At 65.4% G+C, this 22,770-nt stretch carries 21 protein-coding genes, 1 other RNA gene and 1 pseudogene; 11 read left to right on the forward strand and 12 right to left on the reverse strand.

Annotated features, from left to right (window positions below; translation table 11 throughout):
- Window positions 1-121: 121 nt before the first annotated feature.
- On the reverse strand, window positions 122-790 hold the full coding sequence (gene elbB / locus NJF35_RS09205; RefSeq protein ID WP_225787673.1) for an isoprenoid biosynthesis glyoxalase ElbB: 669 nt from the start codon (window positions 788-790) through the stop codon (window positions 122-124).
- Window positions 791-903: 113 nt separating this feature from the next.
- Here elbB and NJF35_RS09210 point away from each other — a divergent pair.
- Window positions 904-1,530, forward strand: a pseudogene (locus NJF35_RS09210) (sterol desaturase family protein); the annotation flags it as partial.
- 501 nt (window positions 1,531-2,031) lie between these two features.
- Here NJF35_RS09210 and NJF35_RS09215 read toward each other — a convergent pair.
- Entirely contained in the window at window positions 2,032-2,676 is a 645-nt protein-coding gene (locus NJF35_RS09215) for a DedA family protein (protein ID WP_225787672.1), read from the reverse strand.
- 208 nt (window positions 2,677-2,884) lie between these two features.
- Here NJF35_RS09215 and hemB point away from each other — a divergent pair, with 208 nt between their 5' ends.
- The gene (gene hemB / locus NJF35_RS09220) at window positions 2,885-3,895 is read left to right on the forward strand and encodes a porphobilinogen synthase (protein WP_225787671.1); all 1,011 of its coding nucleotides are present in this window, start codon (window positions 2,885-2,887) and stop codon (window positions 3,893-3,895) included.
- 19 nt (window positions 3,896-3,914) lie between these two features.
- Window positions 3,915-6,140 (forward strand): polyphosphate kinase 1, encoded by a 2,226-nt coding sequence (gene ppk1, locus NJF35_RS09225; RefSeq protein ID WP_225787670.1) that lies wholly within the window; start codon window positions 3,915-3,917, stop codon window positions 6,138-6,140.
- Here ppk1 and ppx read toward each other — a convergent pair.
- Window positions 6,127-7,629 (reverse strand): exopolyphosphatase, encoded by a 1,503-nt coding sequence (gene ppx, locus NJF35_RS09230; protein WP_225787669.1) that lies wholly within the window; start codon window positions 7,627-7,629, stop codon window positions 6,127-6,129. The two genes, ppk1 and ppx, sit on opposite strands and share 14 nt — an antisense overlap.
- Before the next feature lie 246 nt (window positions 7,630-7,875).
- Between ppx and trxA the strand changes: the two genes are divergently transcribed.
- The 5 genes from trxA (at window position 7,876) to NJF35_RS09255 (ending at window position 13,311) form a co-directional block, all read left to right on the forward strand.
- Complete coding sequence (gene trxA / locus NJF35_RS09235) at window positions 7,876-8,202, forward strand: thioredoxin TrxA (protein WP_012274768.1); 327 nt, start codon at window positions 7,876-7,878, stop codon at window positions 8,200-8,202.
- A 227-nt stretch (window positions 8,203-8,429) separates the two neighbouring features.
- Complete coding sequence (rho, locus tag NJF35_RS09240) at window positions 8,430-9,689, forward strand: transcription termination factor Rho (protein ID WP_043212134.1); 1,260 nt, start codon at window positions 8,430-8,432, stop codon at window positions 9,687-9,689.
- 198 nt (window positions 9,690-9,887) lie between these two features.
- Window positions 9,888-11,354, forward strand: a complete 1,467-nt coding sequence (gene ubiD, locus NJF35_RS09245) for a 4-hydroxy-3-polyprenylbenzoate decarboxylase (RefSeq protein WP_225787668.1) — start codon at window positions 9,888-9,890, stop codon at window positions 11,352-11,354.
- Window positions 11,354-12,322 (forward strand): CDP-6-deoxy-delta-3,4-glucoseen reductase, encoded by a 969-nt coding sequence (locus NJF35_RS09250; protein ID WP_253081684.1) that lies wholly within the window; start codon window positions 11,354-11,356, stop codon window positions 12,320-12,322. The genes ubiD and NJF35_RS09250 overlap by 1 nt, the downstream gene beginning before the upstream one ends.
- A 338-nt stretch (window positions 12,323-12,660) precedes the next feature.
- Window positions 12,661-13,311 carry a gamma-glutamylcyclotransferase gene (locus tag NJF35_RS09255; RefSeq protein ID WP_225787666.1) on the forward strand — a complete coding sequence of 217 codons (651 nt, stop codon included), beginning with the start codon at window positions 12,661-12,663 and terminating at the stop codon, window positions 13,309-13,311.
- Window positions 13,312-13,356: 45 nt separating this feature from the next.
- On the opposite strand, the gene NJF35_RS09260 is transcribed toward NJF35_RS09255, so the two are convergent.
- Entirely contained in the window at window positions 13,357-14,334 is a 978-nt protein-coding gene (locus NJF35_RS09260; protein WP_253090964.1) for an NADPH:quinone oxidoreductase family protein, read from the reverse strand.
- 219 nt (window positions 14,335-14,553) lie between these two features.
- Here NJF35_RS09260 and NJF35_RS09265 point away from each other — a divergent pair, with 219 nt between their 5' ends.
- Window positions 14,554-14,958 (forward strand): flagellar basal body-associated protein FliL, encoded by a 405-nt coding sequence (locus NJF35_RS09265; RefSeq protein WP_225787664.1) that lies wholly within the window; start codon window positions 14,554-14,556, stop codon window positions 14,956-14,958.
- Here the strand turns inward: NJF35_RS09265 and NJF35_RS09270 are convergent, their stop codons facing one another.
- From NJF35_RS09270 to NJF35_RS09285, 4 genes are all read right to left on the reverse strand, one after another.
- Window positions 14,959-16,071, reverse strand: coding sequence for an ABC transporter permease (locus tag NJF35_RS09270; protein ID WP_253081682.1), 1,113 nt, complete (start codon window positions 16,069-16,071; stop codon window positions 14,959-14,961).
- A 1-nt stretch (window position 16,072) separates the two neighbouring features.
- Entirely contained in the window at window positions 16,073-18,793 is a 2,721-nt protein-coding gene (gene rbbA / locus NJF35_RS09275; RefSeq protein WP_225787662.1) for a ribosome-associated ATPase/putative transporter RbbA, read from the reverse strand.
- Window positions 18,790-19,749 (reverse strand): HlyD family secretion protein, encoded by a 960-nt coding sequence (locus NJF35_RS09280; protein ID WP_225787661.1) that lies wholly within the window; start codon window positions 19,747-19,749, stop codon window positions 18,790-18,792. Before NJF35_RS09280 ends, rbbA begins: the two co-directional genes overlap by 4 nt.
- 96 nt (window positions 19,750-19,845) lie before the next feature.
- Window positions 19,846-20,295, reverse strand: coding sequence for an EVE domain-containing protein (locus tag NJF35_RS09285; RefSeq protein ID WP_225787660.1), 450 nt, complete (start codon window positions 20,293-20,295; stop codon window positions 19,846-19,848).
- Between the two features lie 180 nt (window positions 20,296-20,475).
- Here NJF35_RS09285 and NJF35_RS09290 point away from each other — a divergent pair, with 180 nt between their 5' ends.
- A complete protein-coding gene (locus NJF35_RS09290; protein WP_225787659.1) occupies window positions 20,476-20,625 on the forward strand; it encodes a hypothetical protein in 150 nt (49 codons plus the stop codon).
- Between the two features lie 19 nt (window positions 20,626-20,644).
- Here NJF35_RS09290 and NJF35_RS09295 read toward each other — a convergent pair whose 3' ends face one another.
- The 4 genes from NJF35_RS09295 to NJF35_RS09310 form a co-directional block, all read right to left on the reverse strand.
- On the reverse strand, window positions 20,645-21,253 hold the full coding sequence (locus NJF35_RS09295) for a 5-formyltetrahydrofolate cyclo-ligase (RefSeq protein ID WP_225787658.1): 609 nt from the start codon (window positions 21,251-21,253) through the stop codon (window positions 20,645-20,647).
- Between the two features lie 80 nt (window positions 21,254-21,333).
- Window positions 21,334-21,513, reverse strand: a non-coding RNA gene (gene ssrS, locus NJF35_RS09300) — 6S RNA.
- A gap of 17 nt (window positions 21,514-21,530) precedes the next feature.
- Window positions 21,531-21,848, reverse strand: coding sequence for a cell division protein ZapA (locus NJF35_RS09305; protein ID WP_225787657.1), 318 nt, complete (start codon window positions 21,846-21,848; stop codon window positions 21,531-21,533).
- Window positions 21,845-22,027 (reverse strand): TIGR02449 family protein, encoded by a 183-nt coding sequence (locus NJF35_RS09310; RefSeq protein ID WP_041166806.1) that lies wholly within the window; start codon window positions 22,025-22,027, stop codon window positions 21,845-21,847. Before NJF35_RS09310 ends, NJF35_RS09305 begins: the two co-directional genes overlap by 4 nt.
- 181 nt (window positions 22,028-22,208) lie before the next feature.
- Between NJF35_RS09310 and NJF35_RS09315 the strand changes: the two genes are divergently transcribed.
- Window positions 22,209-22,763: a YecA family protein gene (locus NJF35_RS09315; RefSeq protein WP_225787656.1), complete on the forward strand. Its 555-nt coding sequence runs from the start codon at window positions 22,209-22,211 to the stop codon at window positions 22,761-22,763.
- Window positions 22,764-22,770 lie beyond the last annotated feature (7 nt).

Here is a 22,770-nt window from a genome sequence, read left to right on the forward strand (position 1 = left end):
GCGACCACACATGATGCGGTTTGCACGGACAGTGTGGGAGCCGGCTTGCCGGCGATGGGGCGCGAAGCGGCCCCAAATGACAACTGAAAGTCTTAACTGACCGGCATTGGGCTGCGGGGGCTTACTGCTCACCCTCGTGAGTCAGCTCCAGCACCCGGTCCACCAGCTTGTAGATCCCGCTGGCCGCCTCGCTGATCGACTGGGCGAGCATGTACGCCGGGGTGGTCACCAGCTTGCGCTGGGTGTCCTCGACGATGTCGTGCACATCGCATTCCTCGTGGGTGGCGCCCATCTTCACCACGGCTGCGCTGGTGTCGGCATCGGTACCGATGGTGCAGACCACGCCTGGGCCATAGATCTTCGCCGCCAGGGCCGGCGAGATGCAGATCAGGCCGACTGGCTTGCCGGCCTCGGCGAAGGCTTCGGCCAGGGCCAGCACGTCAGGGTTGACGGTGCAGTTGGCACCCTCGACGGCAAAGTTGGACAGGTTCTTCGCTGCGCCGAAGCCGCCCGGCACGATCAGCGCGTCGAAATCCTCGGCCTTGGCCTCGCGGATGTCCTTGACCTCGCCACGGGCGATGCGGGCCGACTCGACCAAAACATTGCGCGACTCGGGCATCGGCTGACCGGTCAGGTGGTCGATCACGTGCATCTGCGCGATGTTCGGCGCGAAGCACTGCACCTGCGCGCCGCGCTGGTCGAGGCGCAACAGGGTGATCACGCTTTCATGGATCTCGGCGCCGTCGTACACGCCACAGCCGGAAAGAATCACCGCAACTTTTTTCGTCATGCTCATTACTCCAGTGTCGAGGCGCTAAATGTCCTCTAGTTTGGCAGATGTCGCCATAGGGTTCTCTGTGGGCAGCGCCTAATCTTCGTGGACCACCCTGGAGATCGTTGCCCATGGACCTGATCCTGCTGGCCGTACCGTTCTTCTTCGTGCTGATCGCCGTGGAACTGCTCGCCGACCGTGTGCGCGGCCAGCGCAACTACCGCCTGGCCGACTCGATCAACAGCCTGAGCACCGGCGTGCTGTCGACCAGCACGGGGCTGCTGACCAAGGGGGTGGGGCTGGTGACCTATGCCCTGGCCTGGGAGCACCTGGCGCTGCTGCCGCTGCCGGGTACGGCCTGGTGGGTGTGGGTGCTGGCCTTCGTGCTCTACGACCTGTGCTACTACTGGCTGCATCGCTTGGGCCATGAGCGCAACGTCCTTTGGGCCGCGCATTCGGTGCACCACCAGAGCGAGGAATACAACCTCACCACGGCCCTGCGCCAGACCAGCAGCGGCTTCATCTTCTCGTGGATCTTCTACCTGCCGCTGGCGCTGCTCGGCGTGCCGCCGCTGGTCTTCGTCACCGTGGCTTCGCTGAACCTGCTGTACCAGTTCTGGGTGCACACCCGGCATGTGCCCAAGCTGGGCTGGCTCGAGTGGGTATTGATCACGCCGTCCAACCATCGCGTCCACCATGCGCAGAATCCTGTGTACTTGGATCGCAACTACGGCGGCGTGTTCATTATCTGGGATCGCCTGTTCGGCACCTTTCAGGAAGAAGACCCGCGCGAGCCGGTGGTGTTCGGCGTGACCACACCCCTGGCCAGCTGGAACCCGCTGTGGGCCAACTTGCAGTTCTATGCCCAGCTCTGGAACGACGCCCGGCGCACGCGCCGCTGGCGCGACAAACTGCGCATCTGGTTCATGCCCACCGGCTGGCGCCCGGTGGATGTGGCGACACGTTATCCACAGGCCAAGCCCGACCTGGCGCGCTTTCGTAAATTCGAGATTCCCCTCGGGCGGGCGCAGCAGGTCTATGTGACGGCGCAGTTCGCCGCCTACGTCGCCTTGGGCAGTTACCTGATGGACGTGGACGGGCAGGTGCCGGCGGCGGCCCTGGTGCTGGGCTGGGCGGTGATGGTGTTCGGCTTGTTCGCGCTCGGCGCGGCGCTGGAGAACCGGCCCTGGGCCACGCGCCTGGAGCTGCTGCGCCTGGCGTCGAATGCGCTGGCGCTGTACCTGGCCGGCGCCCTGGGGCTAGGGACGGTCACGCTCCTGGCCTGGGCCCTGCTGCTGGGCTACAGTCTGCTCAGCCTCTGGGCCCTGGCCCTCTGCCGCCGCTTTGCGCTCCGCGCGCAGGGTGCGGAAACGCCGGCGCAGCCAGAGCAGGCCGCCCAGCACCAGCAGGCCACCGAGCACCCATAGCTCGTATTTCTTCACGTTGCCCAGCAGGCCTTCGAGGATGGCGCCGAAATGGTAGGCGGCTACGCCCAGGGCCAAGGCCCAGACCGCGGCGCCGATGCCGTTGAGCAGCAGGTAGCGGCGCGGTGAGTAGCCTGACAGGCCGATGGCCACGGGCATCACCGTGCGCAGGCCGTAGACGAAGCGAAAGCTCAGTACCCAGATGTCGGGATGGCGGCGGATATGGTCCAGCGCCCGGTCGCCCATTGCCTGCCAGCGTGGCTTGCGCGCGAGGATGGCGCGGCCGTGGCGGCGGCCCATGAAGTACCAGAGCTGGTCGCCGGCATAACTGCCGAAGAAGGCTGTCAGCACCACCAGGTTGATGTCCATGTATCCGCGGAACGCAAGGAAGCCCGCGAGAACCAGGATGGTCTCACCTTCAAAAAACGTGCCGAGAAAAAGGGCAAAGTAGCCGAAATCCTGCAGGAATTGTTGAAGCATTTTCTGGGGTGCTGGCGAAATGAACGCGCAGCCTACTCCGTCATGCGCGTTCGGGAAAGTGTCCAAATGTGTCTCGACGTGAACAATTCCTACAAGGACAATGGCTGCGGCCACGGGTCACAGGGTTGCCCCAGCCTGTCATCCAAGCGTCATAATGGCCGCTTATAACTGTCGCGCTAGCCCGCCTGCGCGGGCTCAGGAGTCTGCCGTGAGCTTTACCCCCGCCAACCGCCTGTTTCCTGCCACCCGCCTGCGTCGCAACCGCCGGGACGAATTCTCCCGTCGGCTGGTTCGCGAGAACACCCTGACCGTCGATGACCTGATCCTGCCGGTGTTCGTGCTCGATGGCCAGAACCGTCGCGAAGAGGTGCCGTCCATGCCGGGCGTCGAGCGCCTGTCCATCGACCTGCTGCTGGAGGCCGCGCAGGGCTGGGTCGAGCTGGGGATCCCGGCGCTGGCGCTGTTCCCGGTCACCCCGGTGGAGAAGAAGTCCCTCGACGGTGCCGAGGCCTGGAACCCGGACGGCATCGCCCAGCGCGCCACCCGCGCCCTGCGTGCACGCTTCCCGGAGCTGGGTGTGATCACCGACGTTGCTCTCGACCCGTTCACCACCCACGGTCAGGACGGCATCCTCGATGAAGAAGGCTACGTGCAGAACGACATCACCGTCGATGCGCTGGTACGCCAGGCCCTGTCTCACGCCGAGGCCGGCGCCCAGGTGGTCGCCCCCTCGGACATGATGGACGGCCGCCTGCAGGCGATCCGCGAGGCCCTGGAACTGGCCGGCCACGTCAACGTGCGCATCATGGCCTACTCCGCCAAGTACGCCAGTGCCTACTATGGCCCGTTCCGCGACGCGGTCGGCTCGGCGCTGAACCTGGGCAAGGCCAACAAGGCTTCCTATCAGATGGACCCGGCCAACAGCGACGAGGCCCTGCACGAAGTGGCCACCGACCTGGCCGAAGGCGCCGACATGGTCATGGTCAAGCCGGGCATGCCGTACCTGGACATCGTTCACCGGGTGAAGGCCGAGTTCAAGGTGCCGACCTTCGCCTACCAGGTCAGCGGCGAATACGCCATGCACATGGCCGCGATCCAGAACGGCTGGCTCAGCGAGGCCGTGATCCTCGAGTCCCTCACTGCTTTCAAACGGGCAGGCGCCGATGGCATCCTGACCTACTTCGCCGTCCGTGCCGCTCAATTGTTGAGAGGGCAATAAGGCCCTCCAGGAACGTCAGATGAATAATGAAGTGCTAACCCCTGTCGAGATCAAGGACGCCCAGGCGATCCCCGAGGAGATGGTACAGACGCCGCCGGACCTGCCGACGGCTCCGGAGCCCGCCCCCGAGGCACCGGCGCCCGCACCGGCTCCGGCGATCGCCATCCCGAGCCTGGACGACAGCAGCCTGTACATTCATCGCGAGCTTTCCCAGCTGCAGTTCAACATCCGCGTGCTGGAACAGGCGCTGGACGAGTCCTACCCGCTGCTCGAGCGTCTGAAGTTCCTGCTGATCTTCTCCAGCAACCTGGACGAGTTCTTCGAGATCCGCGTCGCGGGCCTGAAGAAGCAGATCACCTTCGCCCGCGAGCAGGCCGGCGCCGACGGCTTGCAGCCGCACCAGGCCCTGGCGCGGATCAGCGACCTGGTGCATAGCGAGGTGGAGCGCCAGTACGCGATCCTCAACGATGTGCTGCTGCCGGAGCTGGAGAAACACCAGATCCGCTTCATCCGCCGTCGCTACTGGACGCCCAAGCTCAAGACCTGGGTGCGCCGCTTCTTCCGTGACGAGATCGCGCCGATCATCACCCCGATCGGCCTCGACCCGACCCACCCGTTCCCGTTGCTGGTCAACAAGAGCCTGAACTTCATCGTCGAACTCGAGGGTGTCGATGCCTTCGGCCGTGATTCGGGCCTGGCCATCATCCCGGCGCCGCGCCTGTTGCCACGGGTGATCCGTGTGCCGGAGGAGGTCGGTGGCCCGGGCGATAACTACGTGTTCCTGTCGTCGATGATCCACGCCCATGCCGACGACCTGTTCCAGGGCATGAAGGTCAAGGGCTGCTATCAGTTCCGCCTGACCCGTAACGCCGACCTGGCGCTGGATTCGGAAGATGTCGAGGACTTGGCCCGAGCCCTGCGCGGCGAGCTGTTCTCGCGCCGCTATGGCGACGCCGTGCGCCTGGAGGTGGCTGACACCTGTCCGAAACACCTGTCCGACTACCTGCTCAAGCAGTTCAGCCTGAGCGAGAGCGAGCTGTACCAGGTCAACGGCCCGGTCAACCTGACCCGCCTGTTCAGCATCACTGGCCTGGACAGCCATCCGGAGCTGCAGTACACCCCGTTCACCCCGGGCATCCCCAGGCTGCTGCAGAACGCCGACAACATCTTCAGCGTGGTGAGCAAGCAGGACGTGCTGCTGATGCACCCGTTCGAGTCCTTCACCCCGGTGATCGACCTGCTGCGCCAGGCCGCCAAGGATCCGCACGTGCTCGCCGTGCGCCAGACCCTGTACCGCAGCGGCGCCAACTCGGAAATCGTCGACGCCCTGGTGGATGCGGCGCGCAACGGCAAGGAGGTCACCGCGGTGATCGAGCTGCGCGCGCGTTTCGACGAAGAGTCCAACCTGCAGATGGCCAGCCGCCTGCAAGCGGCTGGCGCGGTGGTGATCTACGGTGTGGTCGGCTTCAAGACCCACGCCAAGATGATGCTGATCCTGCGCCGCGAGCAGGGCGAGATCGTGCGCTACGCCCACCTGGGCACGGGTAACTACCACGCCGGCAACGCCCGCCTGTATACCGACTACAGCCTGCTCACCTCCGACGATGCCCTCTGCGAGGACGTCGGCAAGTTGTTCAGCCAGCTGATCGGCATGGGCAAGACCCTGCGCATGAAGAAGCTCCTGCACGCCCCCTTCACCCTGAAGAAGGGCATGCTCGACATGATCGCCCGGGAGACCCAGTTCGCCCAGGAAGGCAAGCCGGCGCACATCATCGCCAAGTTCAACTCGCTGACCGACGCCAAGGTCATCCGTGCGCTGTACAAGGCCAGTCAGGCCGGCGTGCGCATCGACCTGGTGGTGCGTGGCATGTGCTGCCTGCGGCCGGGCATCCCCGGGGTGTCGCACAACATCCAGGTGCGCTCGATCATCGGCCGCTTCCTCGAGCACACGCGGGTGTTCTACTTCCTCAATGGCGGCGAAGAACAGATCTTCCTGTCCAGCGCCGACTGGATGGAGCGCAACCTCGACAAGCGTGTCGAGACCTGCTTCCCGGTGGAGGGCAAGAAGCTGCTGCTGCGGGTCAAGAAGGAGCTGGAAAGCTACCTGACCGACAACACCCACGCCTGGATCCTGCAGCCGGACGGCCGCTACGTGCGCAGTACGCCGACCGGCAACCAGAACCCGCGCAATGCCCAGGCGACCCTGTTGGAGCGCCTGAGCAACCCGGTCCTCAACGTACGCTGAGGACGAAGCCGACCCGGTCCAGCCACTGCGCCTCGTTGGCGAAGTCGGCCTGGGTCAGCGGGTGCTGTTCCAGCCAACCGTCGGGGAAAACCACGTCCAGGCTGCCTTCGCCGGCCTGCAGCACGACCTTCGGCATCTGCTGGGTACCGCGGATGTGGTGGAAGAGGATGGCGAAGCGCAGCAGCACGCACAGGCGGATCAGCTGGATGCCTTCGTCGCCGAACTCGGCGAACCGGTCCTTGGGGATGTTGCGGCGGTGGCCGCGTACCAGCAGGGCCAACATCTGCTGGTCCTCGCGGGAGAAACCGGACAGGTCGGAGTGCTCGATCAGGTAGGCGCCGTGCTTGTGGTAGTGGTAGTGGGCGATGTCCAGCCCCACTTCGTGGACTTTCGCCGCCCAGCTCAGCAGGTCACGCCAGTTGCCTTGCTCCAGCCCCCAGGCCTCGGCGACCTGGTCGAAGGCATGCAGGGCCTTGCGCTCGACCCGCGCCGCCTGGCCCTGGTCGACGTGATAGCGCTCCATCAGCGAATTGAGTGTGCGCTCGCGCACGTCCTCGTGGTGGTGACGGCCCAGCAGGTCGTACAGCACGCCTTCGCGCAGGGCGCCCTCGCAGTGATCCATGCGTTGCAGCTCGAGGGCGTCGAAGATCGCCTCGAGGATCGCCAGGCCCGCCGGGAAGATGGCGCGGCGGTCTGGCTTGACGCCGTCGAAGTCGATCTTGTCGGTCTCGCCGAGCTTGAACAGCTTGCGCTTGAGCCAGACCAGGCCTTCGGCATTGACCTCGCCGTTGCCCAGGCCACCGGCCTTGATGGCGGCGCCGATGGCACGAATGGTGCCGGAAGAGCCGATGGCCTCGTCCCAGGTCAGGCGGTGCAGGGCGTTCTCGATGCTCATCAGTTCCAGGCGTGCGCAGGTGTAGGCCTGGGCGTAGCGCGCCGGGGTGATCTTGCCGTCGCGGAAATAGCGCTGGGTGAAGCTGACACAGCCCATCTGCAGGCTTTCGCGCAGCAACGGCTCGAAGCGCTGGCCGATGATGAACTCGGTGCTGCCGCCGCCGATGTCGGCGACCAGGCGCTTGCCAGGGGTATCGGCCAGGGTGTGCGACACGCCCAGGTAGATCAGGCGCGCTTCCTCGCGACCGGAGATGACCTCCACCGGGTGGCCGAGGATGGCTTCGGCGCGCTGGATGAATTCGTTGCGGTTGCGCGCCTCGCGCAGGGCGTTGGTACCGACGATGCGCACGGCGCCGGCGGGCAGGCCGTTGATCAGCTGGGCGAAGCGCTTGAGGCACTCGAGGCCGCGTTGCATGGCTTCTTCGCTGAGCTGGCGCTCCTCGCTGATGCCGGCGGCCAGCTGAACCTTTTCCCCCAGCCGCTCGAGAATGCGGATCTCGCTGTGGTGGGCCTTGGCCACGACCATGTGGAAGCTGTTGGAGCCAAGGTCGATGGCGGCGATCAAAGACAGGTTCTTCGCGGTGGTATGCGGCATGATCTCGATGTTCTCGGTCGATAACCCGGCAATCGTGCCACGATCGTGGACGGACGCCAACGCATGGCATTGCAAGGCTTGATGCAAGGCAAGGTGTGTTGGAATGCTATGACAGCCGTGTGACAGTTTCGATTCGCGGTGTCTTGCACAACTATAGTTACACTCAATCGGCCGTGACTTCCTGTAGGGCGTAGGTGCGGCTATGATGGGCAACGTTTTTTATTGCTTACGACCTTGGAGATTTCCATGAGCGACAAAATCAAACATGTCACCGACGCCAGCTTCGAAGCCGACGTTCTGCAGGCTCAAGGCCCGGTGCTGGTCGACTACTGGGCCGAATGGTGCGGCCCATGCAAGATGATCGCTCCGGTCCTGGACGACATCGCCGCCACCTACGAGGGCAAGCTGACCGTCGCCAAGCTGAACATCGACGAGAACCAGGAAACCCCGGCCAAGCATGGCGTGCGGGGTATCCCGACCCTGATGCTGTTCAAGAACGGCAACGTCGAGGCCACCAAGGTCGGTGCCCTGTCCAAGTCGCAGCTGGCCGCGTTCCTCGACGCCCACCTGTGATGTGAAAAGGCCCCGCAACTGCGGGGCTTTTCTTTTTCCGAGCACTAGACGCCGAAAAAAGCAAGTGTTACATTCGGCCTCGCACTGTTCCTTCAGTGCCCTCTGCACGCCGTCGCCGACGCACTCCTAATTCGAATCAGTACGCGATCCTGTCGCCATCTCGCGGCGCGGCTTCATTAAGCCAGAAGCTTAATTCTCCCTTCTTACATGATTACGTCACTCCCCTTATGAACCTGACTGAACTCAAGCAAAAGCCGATTACCGATCTGCTGGAAATGGCCGAACAGATGGGCATCGAAAACATGGCCCGTTCGCGCAAGCAGGACGTGATTTTCGCCCTGTTGAAGAAACACGCGAAAAGCGGCGAAGAGATCTCGGGTGACGGCGTGCTGGAGATTCTCCAGGATGGTTTCGGTTTCCTGCGTTCGGCGGATGCATCCTATCTGGCCGGCCCTGACGACATCTACGTCTCGCCCAGCCAGATCCGTCGCTTCAACCTGCGCACCGGCGACACCATCGTCGGCAAGATCCGTCCGCCGAAGGAAGGGGAGCGCTACTTCGCCCTGCTGAAGGTCGACACCATCAACTTCGACCGCCCGGAAAACGCCAAGAACAAGATCCTGTTCGAGAACCTGACGCCGCTGTTCCCCAACGAGCGCCTGAAGATGGAAGCCGGCAACGGTTCCACCGAAGACCTCACCGGCCGCGTCATCGACCTGTGCGCCCCGATCGGCAAGGGCCAGCGCGGCCTGATCGTCGCCCCGCCGAAAGCCGGCAAGACGATCATGCTGCAGAACATCGCGGCCAACATCACCCGCAACAACCCCGAATGCCACCTGATCGTGCTGCTGATCGACGAACGTCCGGAAGAAGTGACCGAGATGCAGCGCACCGTGCGCGGCGAAGTGGTCGCCTCGACCTTCGACGAGCCGCCGACCCGCCACGTGCAGGTCGCCGAGATGGTGATCGAGAAGGCCAAGCGCCTGGTCGAGCACAAGAAGGACGTGGTCATCCTGCTCGACTCCATCACCCGCCTGGCCCGTGCCTACAACACCGTCATCCCGAGCTCCGGCAAGGTGCTGACCGGTGGTGTCGACGCCCACGCCCTGGAGAAGCCCAAGCGCTTCTTCGGTGCCGCCCGCAACATCGAGGAAGGCGGTTCGCTGACCATCATCGCCACCGCGCTGGTCGAGACCGGCTCGAAGATGGACGAGGTGATCTACGAAGAGTTCAAGGGCACCGGCAACATGGAGCTGCCGCTGGACCGCCGCATCGCCGAGAAGCGCGTGTTCCCGGCCATCAACATCAACAAGTCCGGTACCCGCCGCGAAGAGCTGCTGACCGCCGACGACGAACTGCAGCGCATGTGGATCCTGCGCAAGCTGCTGCACCCGATGGACGAAGTCGCTGCCATCGAGTTCCTGGTCGACAAGCTCAAGCAGACCAAGACCAACGACGAGTTCTTCCTGTCGATGAAGCGCAAATAAGCACCACCGCACAGTGAACTGGGGCTGCTTCGCAGCCCTTCGCGGGCAAGCCCGCTCCCACAGGGATCGCACGAACCTGGGGGAGCGGGCTTGCCTGCGAAGGGCGCGAAGCGGCCCCAAGTCATTTTTGGCCATTGGGCCCTGAACGGCGCTACACTCTGCAACCCCGACCGATACGGCCAACCACGAGGCTCATGCATGCAGTATCGCGACCTGCGCGACTTCATCCGAGGCCTGGAGCAGCGCGGTGAACTCAAGCGCATCCAGGTTCCGATCTCCCCCGTCCTGGAAATGACCGAAGTCTGCGACCGCACCCTGCGCGCCAAGGGCCCGGCGCTGCTGTTCGAAAAGCCCACGGGCTTCGACATACCCGTGTTGGGCAACCTGTTCGGCACCCCGGAGCGGGTGGCCATGGGCATGGGCGCCGAGTCGGTCGACGAACTGCGCGAGATCGGCAAGCTGCTGGCCTTCCTCAAGGAGCCCGAGCCGCCGAAAGGGCTGAAGGATGCCTGGTCGAAGCTGCCGATCTTCAAGAAGGTCGTGTCCATGGCACCGAAGGTAGTCAAGGACGCGGTGTGCCAGGAGGTGGTGGTCGAGGGCGAGGACGTCGACCTGACCCAGCTGCCAATCCAGCATTGCTGGCCGGGCGACGTGGCGCCGCTGATCACCTGGGGCCTGACCGTCACCCGTGGCCCCAACAAGGACCGCCAGAACCTGGGTATCTACCGCCAGCAACTGATTGGCCGCAACAAGGTCATCATGCGCTGGCTGAGCCACCGTGGCGGCGCCTTGGACTACCGTGAATGGTGCGAGAAGCACCCCGGCCAGCCGTTCCCCGTGGCGGTGGCGCTGGGGGCTGACCCGGCGACCATCCTCGGTGCCGTGACCCCGGTGCCGGACACCCTGTCCGAATACGCCTTCGCCGGGCTGCTGCGTGGCAACCGCACCGAGCTGGTCAAGTGCCGCGGCAGCGACCTGCAGGTGCCGGCCACTGCCGAGATCATCCTCGAAGGCGTGATCCACCCGGGCGAGACCGCACCGGAAGGCCCCTACGGCGACCACACCGGCTATTACAACGAGGTCGACACCTTCCCGGTGTTCACCGTCGAGCGCATCACCCACCGCCGCAAGCCGATCTACCACAGCACCTACACCGGGCGTCCGCCGGATGAGCCGGCGATCCTCGGCGTGGCGCTGAACGAAGTGTTCGTGCCGATCCTGCAGAAGCAGTTCCCGGAGATCGTCGACTTCTACCTGCCACCTGAGGGCTGTTCCTACCGCATGGCGGTGGTGACCATGAAGAAGCAGTACCCGGGTCACGCCAAGCGTGTGATGCTGGGCGTGTGGTCGTTCCTGCGACAGTTCATGTACACCAAGTTCGTTATCGTCACCGACGATGACATCAACGCCCGTGACTGGAACGATGTGATCTGGGCCATCACCACGCGCATGGACCCCAAGCGTGATACGGTGATGATCGACAACACGCCGATCGACTACCTGGACTTCGCGTCGCCGGTATCGGGGCTGGGGTCGAAGATGGGCCTGGACGCGACGCACAAGTGGCCGGGCGAGACTACACGCGAATGGGGCCGCGCCATCGTCAAGGACGAGGCCGTCACCCGCCGTATCGATGAGCTGTGGGATCAGTTGGGAATAGATTGATGCAGGTAACCTTGCAGCCGTCCGGAGCGGTACTGGCACTCGAACCCGGGGAAAGGATTCTGGATGCGGCACGGCGCCTGGGCTATGACTGCCCGAGCAGTTGCCGCAACGGCAACTGCCATGCCTGTGCGGCGTTGTTGGTGGAAGGGCGCGTGCGCCAGGATGGCCAGGTCCGCGATCATGGCGAGCTGTTCACCTGCATCGCCGAGCCGCTGGAAGACTGCGTGCTGCTCTGGGACGGTGTGCTGGCCCTGGGCGAGCTGCCGGTGCGCACGTTGGCCTGCACTCTGAGCGAGTGCGTGGAGGTGGGCGGCGATGTCTGGCGCGTGCGGCTGCGCACTCCAGCCGGCAAGCCACCACGCTATCACGCCGGGCAGTACCTGTTGATCGAGCGTGAGGGCGCGGGCAAGGCGGCCTTCTCCCTGGCTTCGGCCCCGCACGCCGGGCGCGAGCTGGAGCTGCATGTGCTGGTGCGGGAGAACAGTGCCCGCCAGTTGATCGAGCAACTGCAGCGTGACCGCGTGGCACGTATCGAACTGCCCTTCGGTGATGCCCACCTGGCCGAGCTGCCCGATGGCCCGCTGGTGCTGATCGCCGCTGGCACCGGCATGGGCCAGATGCACAGCCTGGTCGAGCACTGCCGCGCCCAGGGTTTCAAGCACCCGGTGCACCTGTACTGGGGGGTGCGACGGCCTGAGGACTTCTACCAGATCGAGCACTGGGACGAGTGGGAGCGCCTGCCGAATCTCTTCCTGCACAAGGTGGTCAGCGACCTGTGCGGTTGGGAAGGGCGCTGCGGCTTGCTGCATGAAGCCGTCTGCGAGGACATCGGCGACCTGAACCAGGTGCATGTCTATGCCAGCGGTTCACCGACCATGGTCTACGCCACTCTCGATGCCCTGGTCGAGGCTGGCATGGATGCCCACCGCATGCGTGCCGACGTATTCGCCTACGCGCCGCGCGGTTGAAGATGAACGGCTCGCCGCAATGGCGTGCCGTGCTTAATAACCAAAGTTGCCAGCGAAGAGTATAAGCCGCTTATTGTTGCTGCGCGGGTTAATAACTTTCACGCGGCTCGAAACAATCGGCACCAATGGTCGGAAGTGTGCACTAAACTTGTGGCGAGGGCTTGAAGTGTCGATGGCGTCTGTCTTACGTTACAGACCAGTTCTCGACGCAGCTCCCATGGCGCCAGGCTCGCCCGCATCCGGGCGAGAGCCGGCATGCCGCGAAACATGGCTTTCTGAATGTCCAGGAGTTGCAGGGCAGCACTTCGATAGTTCACGTTGAATAATGGCGGCAGCGCATGTCGGCACTTGAAAGTTCACCCTGGCAGATCACCTATCCACCGTCGCTCGATTTCGGCCAGCAACTGACCCGCGAGCAATTGCTCAACTCCATGAGAATGACCATGGCGCGCCACGAAGGCGGCCCGGTGTGGTTGTTCGCCTATGGTTCGCTGATCTGGCGGCCGGAATGCAATGCGGTCGAACGCCAGCGAGCCCGGGTGCATGGCTATCATCGCGGCCTGTACCTGTGGTCGCACGAACATCGCGGCACGCCGGAGTGCCCAGGGTTGGTGTTCGGACTCGACCGTGGCGGCTCGTGCAGCGGGTTCGCCTACCGCCTGGACGAGAACGGCCTGGAGGACTCGTTGCTGGCCCTGTGGCAACGGGAGATGCCCTACCCCGCGTATCGGCCTCATTGGCTCAATTGCCGGCTGGGCGATGGCAGCAAGGTCCAGGCCCTGGGCTTCGTCCTGGAGCGGCATCTGCCGTGCTATGCCGGTAATCTGCCGGATACCCTGTTCAGCCAGATCCTGGCCAGTGCCAAGGGCCGCTTCGGCAGTACCCGCGAGTATGTCGAGCAGACCTTGAACGCCTTGCGCCACCACCAGATGCCGGATCGCAACCTAGAGGCGCGGTTTCGACGCTGCCATAACCTGCGCGAGGTCTGACAGGCCGCTTTGCGGCCCGTCGCCGACAACTGAAGGCCCCAGCGCTCAGCGGGTCAATACCACCAGCTTGCCCACCGCCTGCCGTTGCCCCAGCCGCTCGATGGCCGTTCCGGCCTCGGCCAGCGGATAGGTCTGCGACACCAGTGGCTTGAGCTTGCCCTCGGCATGCCAGACGAACAACTGGCGGAAGTTGGCAGCATTGTCCTCGGGCTGGCGCTGGGCGAAGGCCCCCCAGAACACCCCCACCACCGAAGCCCCCTTGAGCAGCGCCAGGTTCACCGGCAAATGCGGAATGGTCCCGCTGGCAAACCCCACCACCAGCAGCCGGCCGTTCCAGGCCAGGCCGCGCACGGCTTGGTCGAACAGCTCGCCACCGACCGGGTCGTAGATCACGTCCACGCCCTGGCCGCCGGTCAGGCGCTTGATCTCGTCCTTGAGGCTCGCCTGGCCGTAGTCGATCAGCTCGTCGGCGCCAGCGGCCTTGGCCACGGCGAGCTTTTCGGCACTGCTGGCGGCGGCGATCACCCGCGCACCCATGGCCTTGCCGATTTCCACTGCCGCCAGGCCGACGCCACCGGAGGCGCCGAGCACCAGCAGGGTCTCGCCGGCCTTGAGCTGGCCGCGTTGTTTCAGCGCATGCATCGAAGTGCCGTAGGTCATGCCGAAGGCGGCGGCGGTGGTGAAGTCCATGCCCTCGGGAATGGGCAGCACATTGTAGAAGGGCACGGCCACCTGTTCGGCGAAGGCGCCCCAGCCGGTCAGGGCCATGACCCGGTCGCCAACCTTGAAGGCGCCGGCCTTCTCGCCCACGGCGGCGACCACTCCGGCAGCCTCGCCACCCGGCGAGAACGGCAGGGGTGGCTGGAACTGGTACTTGCCTTCGATGATCAGGGTATCGGGAAAGTTGACCCCGGCGGCGTGCACGTCGAGGAGGACTTCGTTCCTCTTCGGCTCCGGGCTCGCCACCTCTTCCAGGGCCAGGTCCCGCGCCGGGCCCAGGGTTTTGCACAATACGGCTTTCATCGGGGCTATTCCTTTGCGTGTGGTGGCCGATAAGTGTAGGAGGGGCAGGTGCCCGGTCAACGAGCATGGCCCGCCCTGATGGGCCGACATAAGCCCCGCATCGGTTCGACATTGACCTGAAGGGCAAGCATGAGCCGGGGGCCAGGGCTGCCAAGCAGCGGCTTGGGTTTGGACGATGTGCTGGGTAAGCTGGCGCCAACTGTATTGAGGAGCGAATTCGTGAAAGCGTGGATCTTGATGGTGCTGGCCTTGCTGCTGCCAGCTGCGGCCCTGGCCGAGGACGCCAAGGATGGGCAGCCCAAGGTTTCCTATATCAGCCTGAGCCCGCCCTTCGTCGGCAACTACGCCCTCGACGGCAGCCCCAGGCTGCGTGTGTACAAGGCCGATGTGGCCCTGCGCGTGTCCGGCGATGCCGCAGCGGCGGCGGTCAAGCACCACGAGCCGCTGATCCGCAACCAACTGGTGGCGTTGTTCACCCAGCAGGGCGTGGACAACATGAACAGCGTCGAGGCCAAGGAGCAGCTGCGCCAGGAAGCGCTCAGGCAGGTCCAGCAGGTCATGGAGGCCGAGGAGGGCAAGCCGATCGTCGAGGACCTGCTGTTCAACAACCTGATCGTGCAGTGATCAGGAGGTCAGGCTGCGGCGAAAGCGTGCCAGGGCCACGCTGAAGAACACCAGGCCGATCACAGCCAGGGCCAGGACATCCGGCCACACCACCGCAAGCCCGGCATCGCGGAACAGGATTGCCGCGCCGAGGCTGACGAAGTGGGTCGAGGGCGAGCCCTGCATGACCCACTGTAGCCACTGCGGCATGCTATCCAGCGGTGTGCTGCCGCCGGAGAGCAGCAGCATCGGGATGATCACCGGGATCGCCAGCAGGCCGAACTGCGGAGTCGAGCGCGCCAGGGTGGCGAGGAAAATGCCCAGTGCCGTGCTGGCGAACAGGTACAGGGCGGTCACGCCCAGGAACAGGCCCATGGACCCGGCCAGCGGCACGCCCAGCGCCCCCTTGACCACCACCTCGAGCGATACCCAGGTGCACAGCACGACCACCAGGGCGTTGCTGCCGATCTTCGCCAGCATGATTTCCAGCGCTGTCAGCGGCAGCACCAGCAGGTGGTCCAGGGTGCCATGTTCGCGCTCGCGCAGCAGTGCGGTGCCGGTGAGGATGATGGCCAGGATGGTGATGTTGTTGACGATCTGGATCACCGCCAGGAACCAGCCACCTTCCAGGTTGGGATTGAACAGCGCCCGCGGGCTGATCGTCGCCGGGCTGGCTGCGGCGGTGCCGCCGGCGTAGTCGAGCAGTTCGCGCTCGAAGATCCGGCCGATGTAGCCCGCCCCCATGAACGCCTGGCTCATGGCCGTGGCATCGACGTTGATCTGCAGCTCGGGCGAGCGCCCGGCCAGCAGATCGCCCTGGAAGTTCACCGGCACGTTGATCACGAAGGTGTACTGGCCGCTGTCCATGGCCTGGTCGAGGCGGTCCAAGGCCAGTGGCACGGCGGGCTGGAACTCGGGCGGTTGCAGCGATTCGGCCAGTTTGCGCGAGACCTGGCTGCGATCCTCGTCGACCACCGCCACGCTGGCGTTGTGCACGCCGATCACCGAGCCGGCCGCCGGCATGTAGATCGCCACGCTGAAGGCGTACAGCAGAAACAGCAGCAGCACGCTGTCGTGGCGCAGGCTGGTCAGCTCCTTCAGGCCCAGGCGCAGGGTATGGTGCAGGCGGTGCATGTCAGGCTTCCTGCTTCTTCAGCATGGCCAGGCTCAGGCCGCTGAAGGCGACGAAGAAGCCCAGCAGGGCCAGGCACTGTGGCCATAGCTCGCGCAGGCCGAGGGCCTTGGTGAAGGTGCCGACGGCAATGTCGAGGAAGTAGCCGGCCGGGAACAACTGGCCCATCAGCGCCGCGGCGCCATCGAGCGACGAGCGCGGCACGATCAGCCCGGAGAACTGGATGGTCGGCAGGCTGGTGATGATCATGGTGCCGAGGATCGCTGCGATCTGCGTGCGGGTGAAGGCCGAGATCAGCAGACCCAGGCTGGTGGTCGCCAGCAGGTACAGGAAACCGCCGCAGGCCAGGGCCGGCAGGCTGCCCTTGAGCGGTACGCCGAACAGCCAGCGGTTCATCGCCACCAGCAGCGCCAGGTTGACCAGGCTCACCGCCAAGTAGGGGGCCTGCTTGCCGAGCAGGAACTCCAGGCGAGTCAGGGGCGTGGCGTAGAAGTTGGTGATCGAGCCCAGTTCCTTTTCCCGGACGATGCCCAGGGCCGTGAGCATGGCCGGGATGAACGCCAGGATCAGCGCCATGACGCCAGGGCCGATGGCGTTCACGCTGACCACGTCCTGGTTGTAGCGAAAGCGTGTCTCCAGCCTGACCGGCGCCTGCCGAGGCTGCGGTTGTGAGCTCAGCGCAGCGAGTTGCTCGAGGTTGGCCTGGTGCACCGCCTCCACGTAGTTGCGGCTGGTCTCGGCGCGAAACGGCATGCCACCGTCGAGCCAGGCTGCCACCACCGGCTGGCGGCCGGCATGCAGGTCGCGGCCGAAGCCGGGTGGGATCTCCAGGGCGAGCTTGATCTCCGAGCGCTGCAGGCGTTGGTGCAATTGGGTGGCATCGCGGATCGGCGCCTGCTCGGCGAAGTAGCGCGAGCCGCGAAACGCTTCCAGGTAGGCGCGGCTCTGCGGGCTCTGGTCCTGGTCATAGACGGCGAAGGCAAGGTTTTCCACATCCAGGGAAATGCCGTAGCCGAAGATCACCATCATGAACAGCGCACCCAGCAAGGCGAAGGCCAGGCGGACCTTGTCGCGCAGCAGTTCCTTGCCCTCGCGGCTGGCCACCGCCAGCAGCCGGCGCAGGCTGAAGCCCTGGCGCAACGGGCGTGTGGCGTCCTCGGCCTGCTCCAGGGTGGCATTGGTCGATGCCTGCTGGCCTTGTTCCTGGGCCTGCTCCAGGCAGCGGACGAAGGCGTCCTCCAGCGTCGCGCCGGCGAACTGCGCCTGCAAGGTGGCAGGCGTGTCGCAGGCCAGGACCCGGCCGGCGTGCATCAGCGAGATACGGTCGCAGCGCAGGGCTTCGTTCATGAAGTGGGTGGACAGGAAGATAGTCACGTCCTGCTCTCGCGACAGCTCGACCAGCAACCGCCAGAAGTCATCGCGGGCGGCCGGATCGACGCCGGAGGTCGGTTCGTCGAGGATCAGCACCTCGGGCCGGTGCAGCACCGCCACCGCCAGCGACAGGCGCTGGCGCAGGCCCAGGGGCAGGGCGCCGGAGGGCTGGTCGGCGATGGCCTGCAGGCCGAAGCGCTGTAGCAGTTCGGCGATGCGCGGGGTGCTGTCGGCCTTGGGCAGGTCGAACAGGCGGGCGTGCAGCTCGAGGTTTTGTCGGGCGCTCAGCTCGCCATACAGGGAAAAGGCCTGGGACATGAAGCCGACCCGCTTGCGGGTGGCCAGGTCGCGGGCGTCCACCGGCCGGCCGAGCAGGTTAGCGCTGCCTTCGCTGGCCGGCATCAGGCCGGTGAGCACCTTCATGGTGGTGGTCTTGCCGCAGCCGTTGGAGCCGAGGAAGCCGAAGATCTCGCCACGGCCGATAGCGAAGCTGACCTTGTCCACGGCGGTGAAGTCGCCGAAGCGCAGGGTCAGGCCGTGGGCTTCGATGGCGACCGGCCCATCGTCCGCCTGGCGGGGCGGAATGCTCAAGGGCTCGGCCGTCTCGCCTTTGCCGTCCTGGAAATAGGTGAAGGCATCGTCCAGCTTGCCGCTGGCGGTCACCGCGGCCAGTTCGCGGCTGGGGCCGGCGGCCAGCAGGCGACCGCCGTCGAGCATCAGGCAATGTTCGAACTGCTCGGCTTCCTCCATATAGGCCGTGGCCACCAGCAGGGTCAACTGCGGGCGCTGCGCGCGGACCTGCTCGACCAGCTCCCAGAAGCGCCGGCGGGACAGCGGGTCGACGCCGGTGGTCGGTTCGTCGAGGATCAGCAGGTCGGGCTCGTGGATCAGCGCGCAGCACAGGCCGAGCTTCTGCTTCATGCCGCCGGACAACTTGCCCGCCGGGCGATCGGCGAAGCGCTCCAGGTCGGTGGCGCGCAGCAGGTTGGCCATGCGTTGTTCGCGCTGGGCGCGGCCCAGGCCGAAGAGGGTGGCGAAAAAGCGGATGTTCTCGCGGATCGACAGCTCCGGGTACAGGTTGTTGCCCAGGCCCTGGGGCATGAAGGCGACCCGTGGATAGAGCTGGTTGCGGTGGCGACGTCGGCGGATCGGGCCGCCCAGCACCTGCAACTCGCCCTGCTGCAGGCGCTTGACCCCGGCGATCAGCCCTAGCAGCGTGGACTTGCCGGCACCGTCTGGGCCGATCAGGCCACAGCGGGTGCCGGCCGGTAGGCTGAAACCCAGGGTTTGCAAGGCGACCAGGTCGCCGTAGCGGTGGCTGATGCCCTCGGCCACCAGCGCCGGAGCACTCATTGCAGGTCGGCCGGCCAGTTCACGTCGGCCGTGCGCACGTAGCCGGCGCCCGGCATGCCTGGCTTGGCCTGGGGCACGGCGCTGGGCTCGGTCAGGCGCAGCTTGACCCGAAACACCAGCTTTTGGCGCTCGTCACGGGTTTCCACCTGCTTGGGGGTGAACTGCGCCTTGGCCGCGACGAACGCTACCTTCGCCGGCAAGGCTTGCCCCGGCAGGGCATCGAGCACGATTCGCGCCGGGTCGCCGACGGTCAGGCGACCGGTGGTGGAGGCGGGCAGGTAGAGGTTCATGTACTGGTCGCTCGGGTCGATCAGCATCAGCACGCGGCCGCCGGCGCCCAGCACTTCGCCGGGCTCGGCCAGGCGCAACTGGATGATGCCGTCGATGGGCGCGCGCAGGCTGCTGTCGTCGATTTCGCTGGTGAGCTGTGCCACCTGGGCCTCGGCGGCACCGATGGCGGCCTTGATCGCCGCCAGCTGGGCGCGGGCGGCGACGACTGCGGCGTTGGCGGTGTCGTAGCGGGCCTGCTGCTGGTCGAGTAGTTGCTGGCTGGCGAACTTGCGCTGGTAGATCTCACGGACCCGCTTGAGCTCCTGGCTGGCCAGCAACCGCTCGCTCTGGCGCAACTGCACGTTGGCCACGGCGGCGGCATGGTTCTCCCGCGCCCGCAGCACTTCGGCCTCGGCCTGGCTGCGCTGGGCCTCCAGCGTGCGGGTATCGATGCGTGCCAGCAGTTGGCCGCGGGTCACCCTGTCGCCTTCATCGACCAGCACTTCGGCCAGGCGCCCCGGGACCTTGCTGGCGATCTGCACTTCGGTGGCCTCGAGGCGGCCGTTGCCCATGCTCACGCCTTCGGGCAGGCGATCGTGCAGGGATTTCCAGTAACCCAGGCCGCCCGCCGCCAGCAACAGGGCGAGCAGGGCAGTGGCAAAGAGTTTCGGTGCGTATCGGCTCATCGAGGCTGCGTCCCTGCTGTATTGCACACCCGATAGTGACGCAGGGCCGCGCCGTGCGCCTTGATGTTGGTCAAGCCACTGACGATAGTCGCAGGTTCAGCCCAGCGCGAGGATGGCCGCCCACTGCTGTGGGGTGACCGGCATCACCGACAGGCGGCTGCCTTTTTGCACCAGCGGCAGTTCGGCCAGGGCGGCCTGTTGCTTGAGCAGGCCCAGGCCCAGAACCTGGCCGAATGTCTTCACGTGGGCCACGTCCACTGCGCTCCAGGGGTTCTTGTCGGCACTGGCCTTGGCATCGAAGTAGGGGCTCTGCGGGTCGAGCGCGGTGGGGTCGGGGTAAGCCGCGGCGATGATCCGGGCGATGCCGGCGATACCCGGTTGCGGGCAACTGGAGTGGTAGAAGAAGAACTCGTCGCCTATGCTCATGGCCCGCAGGAAATTGCGCGCCTGGTAGTTGCGCACCCCGTCCCAGCGTGCCTGCCCGAGGCGTGCCAAGGCGTCGATGGAGAGCTCGTCGGGCTCGGATTTCATCAGCCAATAGGCCATGGATGCTGCTCCTGACAAAATTTGAAATAACCTGGCCCACTAAACCGACGGTCGGTTGGCGTCAACGTTTGCGTGTCGTCGCACGTTGTCGGAAAATGCGCCGATTTTAAAGCTAGACGCTCCGGCAACACCAAGAAGGTTGCCGAGCCTGAACAGTTTGCCTTAGGGGGGCATTCATCGATGAACCAACGCAAACCGGATTTGCTCTGGATCCTGGTCTTCATCTTCGGCCTGGGTGTCGTCACCACCGGTTATGCGCAGAGTTTCTGGGAGCGCAAGATGGACGCTGCCTACCAGATGCCGGTCGATCCCGCCCAGCAGCAACGCTGACCCCCTTCGCTGGCGCCGCTCAGTTCGGCGCCAGGTACCAGCCACGGTCCGAGACCGTTCCCTTGAGCGGCACATCCCAACTGGCCTGGGCCAGCCGCTCGACCTTCTGGCATTCATGGGCCAGCCCCAGCAGCAACGGTTTCTTCCACGCCTTGCGCCGCGCCTGATAGGCCAGGCTGCGGTCGTAGAAGCCACCGCCCATGCCCAGCCGGCCGCCTACTTCGTCGAAGCCCACCAAGGGTAGCAGGATCAGGTCCAGTGACCAGATCGGTCGTTGGCGCTTGCGATCGGTCAGCGGCTCGGGGATGCGGAAGCGGTTGGGGCGCAGTTTTTCTCCACGCTCGAAACGCTGGAACACCATGCGCGTGCGCGGCCAGGCGTGCAGCACCGGAAGGTAGGTACGCTTGCCGCGCCGCTGGGCCTCGCGCAGCAACAGGCGCGGGTCGATCTCGCCGTCGTTGGGTAGGTACAGGGCGATGTGCCGGGCACGGCGGAACAGTGGATGCTGGGCCAGTTGGCGGTACAGGCCAAGGGAGGCCTGGCGCTGTTGGGCCGGGGTGAGAGCGCGGCGGGCATTACGGAGCAGGCGACGGAGTTGAGGGCGGGTGAGCGGCGCGGTGTCGGTCATGGCACAGGCGTTCCCAGAGGTGCCGGCCGCCGCTGCGGCCAGACGAATTGCCCGCCGGGAAGGCGGGCAAGGCGGAATTCAGGCTCCCCGATGGAACCGCTGTCGGTGTAGCCCTTGAACCCGAAAGTTCAAGGTGGAGATTGCAGGGGGCGTTAAGGCTTTCCGTCGAGCGGACATGCACACCTGCCCCAGCGTGCAACCCCCGTGGTTGTGCGTATCGGCTCAGGGACATAACCGACTGGCGCATCCCCCAGGGAGTGGCGCCAGTATACCAATCTCAGCCGATTTTGGTATCCGCGTCGTCGGACAGTGCCTGGTCGACCCGCTCCAGCAGGTCGCGTACCTGCTCGCGGGTGGTGCCGTTGCCGGCCACGTCCGGGCGCTCCTGGCGGTGCAGCAGTTCGTGGGTGATGTTCAGCGCCGCCATGACCGCGATGCGGTCGGCACCGATCACCTTGCCGCTGCTGCGGATCTCGCGCATCTTGCCGTCCAGGTAGCGCGCGGCGCTGACCAGGTTGTTGCGTTCCTCGGGCGGGCAGATGATCGAATATTCCTTGTCGAGGATCTGGACGGTGACGCTATTGCTTGAACTCATGAGTCTTGCTCCAGGGCCTTGAGGCGCAGGATCATCGATTCGACCTTGCGCTTCGCGATCTCGTTCTTTTCGATGAGGTGGGCGCGCTCCTCGCGCCAGGATTTTTCCTGAGCTAGTAGGAGTGCATTTTGCCGTTTTAGTTGCTCGACACGCTCGATCAGCAACTCGAATCGGCTCATCAGCGCTTGCAGGTCGTTCTCTTGCGTGGGTTGCACTCGATTCGCTCCATCGTGGACTCACCAGGCGATCATGCCTCTCCCTGGGCCGCGGCGGCCAGTGCCGATGGTCTTGGCGCGCCTGCCGGTGCTAGGATACAAGGTCTTCATTCTAGTCATTGCGCCGTCTGGCGCCTAGCTGCCCATGCCCAATACCCAATCGCCCTACACCGCCTTCGCCACGCTGCTCGCCAGCAATGGACATCCTGTTTCCCCGGCCGAGCTGCACGGCCTGCTGATTGGCCGCAGCTGTGCCGGCGCAGGGTTCGATGCCGACGCCTGGCTGGCCGACGCCGCCGGCCTGCTGGAGAACGATGCCGAGGACGCCGTGCGCAACGCCCTGATCGGCCTGCAGGAAATGGTCAGGGCCGAGCTGACCGGCGAGGACATCACCCTGGTCCTGCTGCTGCCCGGCGACGAGGCACCGCTGGCCGAGCGCGCCGCGGCCCTGGGCCAGTGGTGCCAGGGCTTCATCACCGGCTTCGGCCTGAATGCCGGCGGCAAGGAACTCTCCGGCGAGGCCAAGGAAGTGCTGCAGGACCTGGTGGCCATCTCCCAGGTCCAGGATGCCCTCGAGGAGTCCGAGGACGGCGAGAGCGATTACATGGAAGTCATGGAGTACCTGCGCGTGGCGCCCTTGCTGCTGTATACGGAGCTGGCCAAGCCGGCCGCACCCGCGCCCAAGCCATCGCTGCACTGACACCTGG

It is taken from the genome of Pseudomonas guariconensis, from assembly GCF_024127895.1.
Classification (GTDB): Bacteria; Pseudomonadota; Gammaproteobacteria; order Pseudomonadales; family Pseudomonadaceae; genus Aquipseudomonas; species Aquipseudomonas guariconensis_B.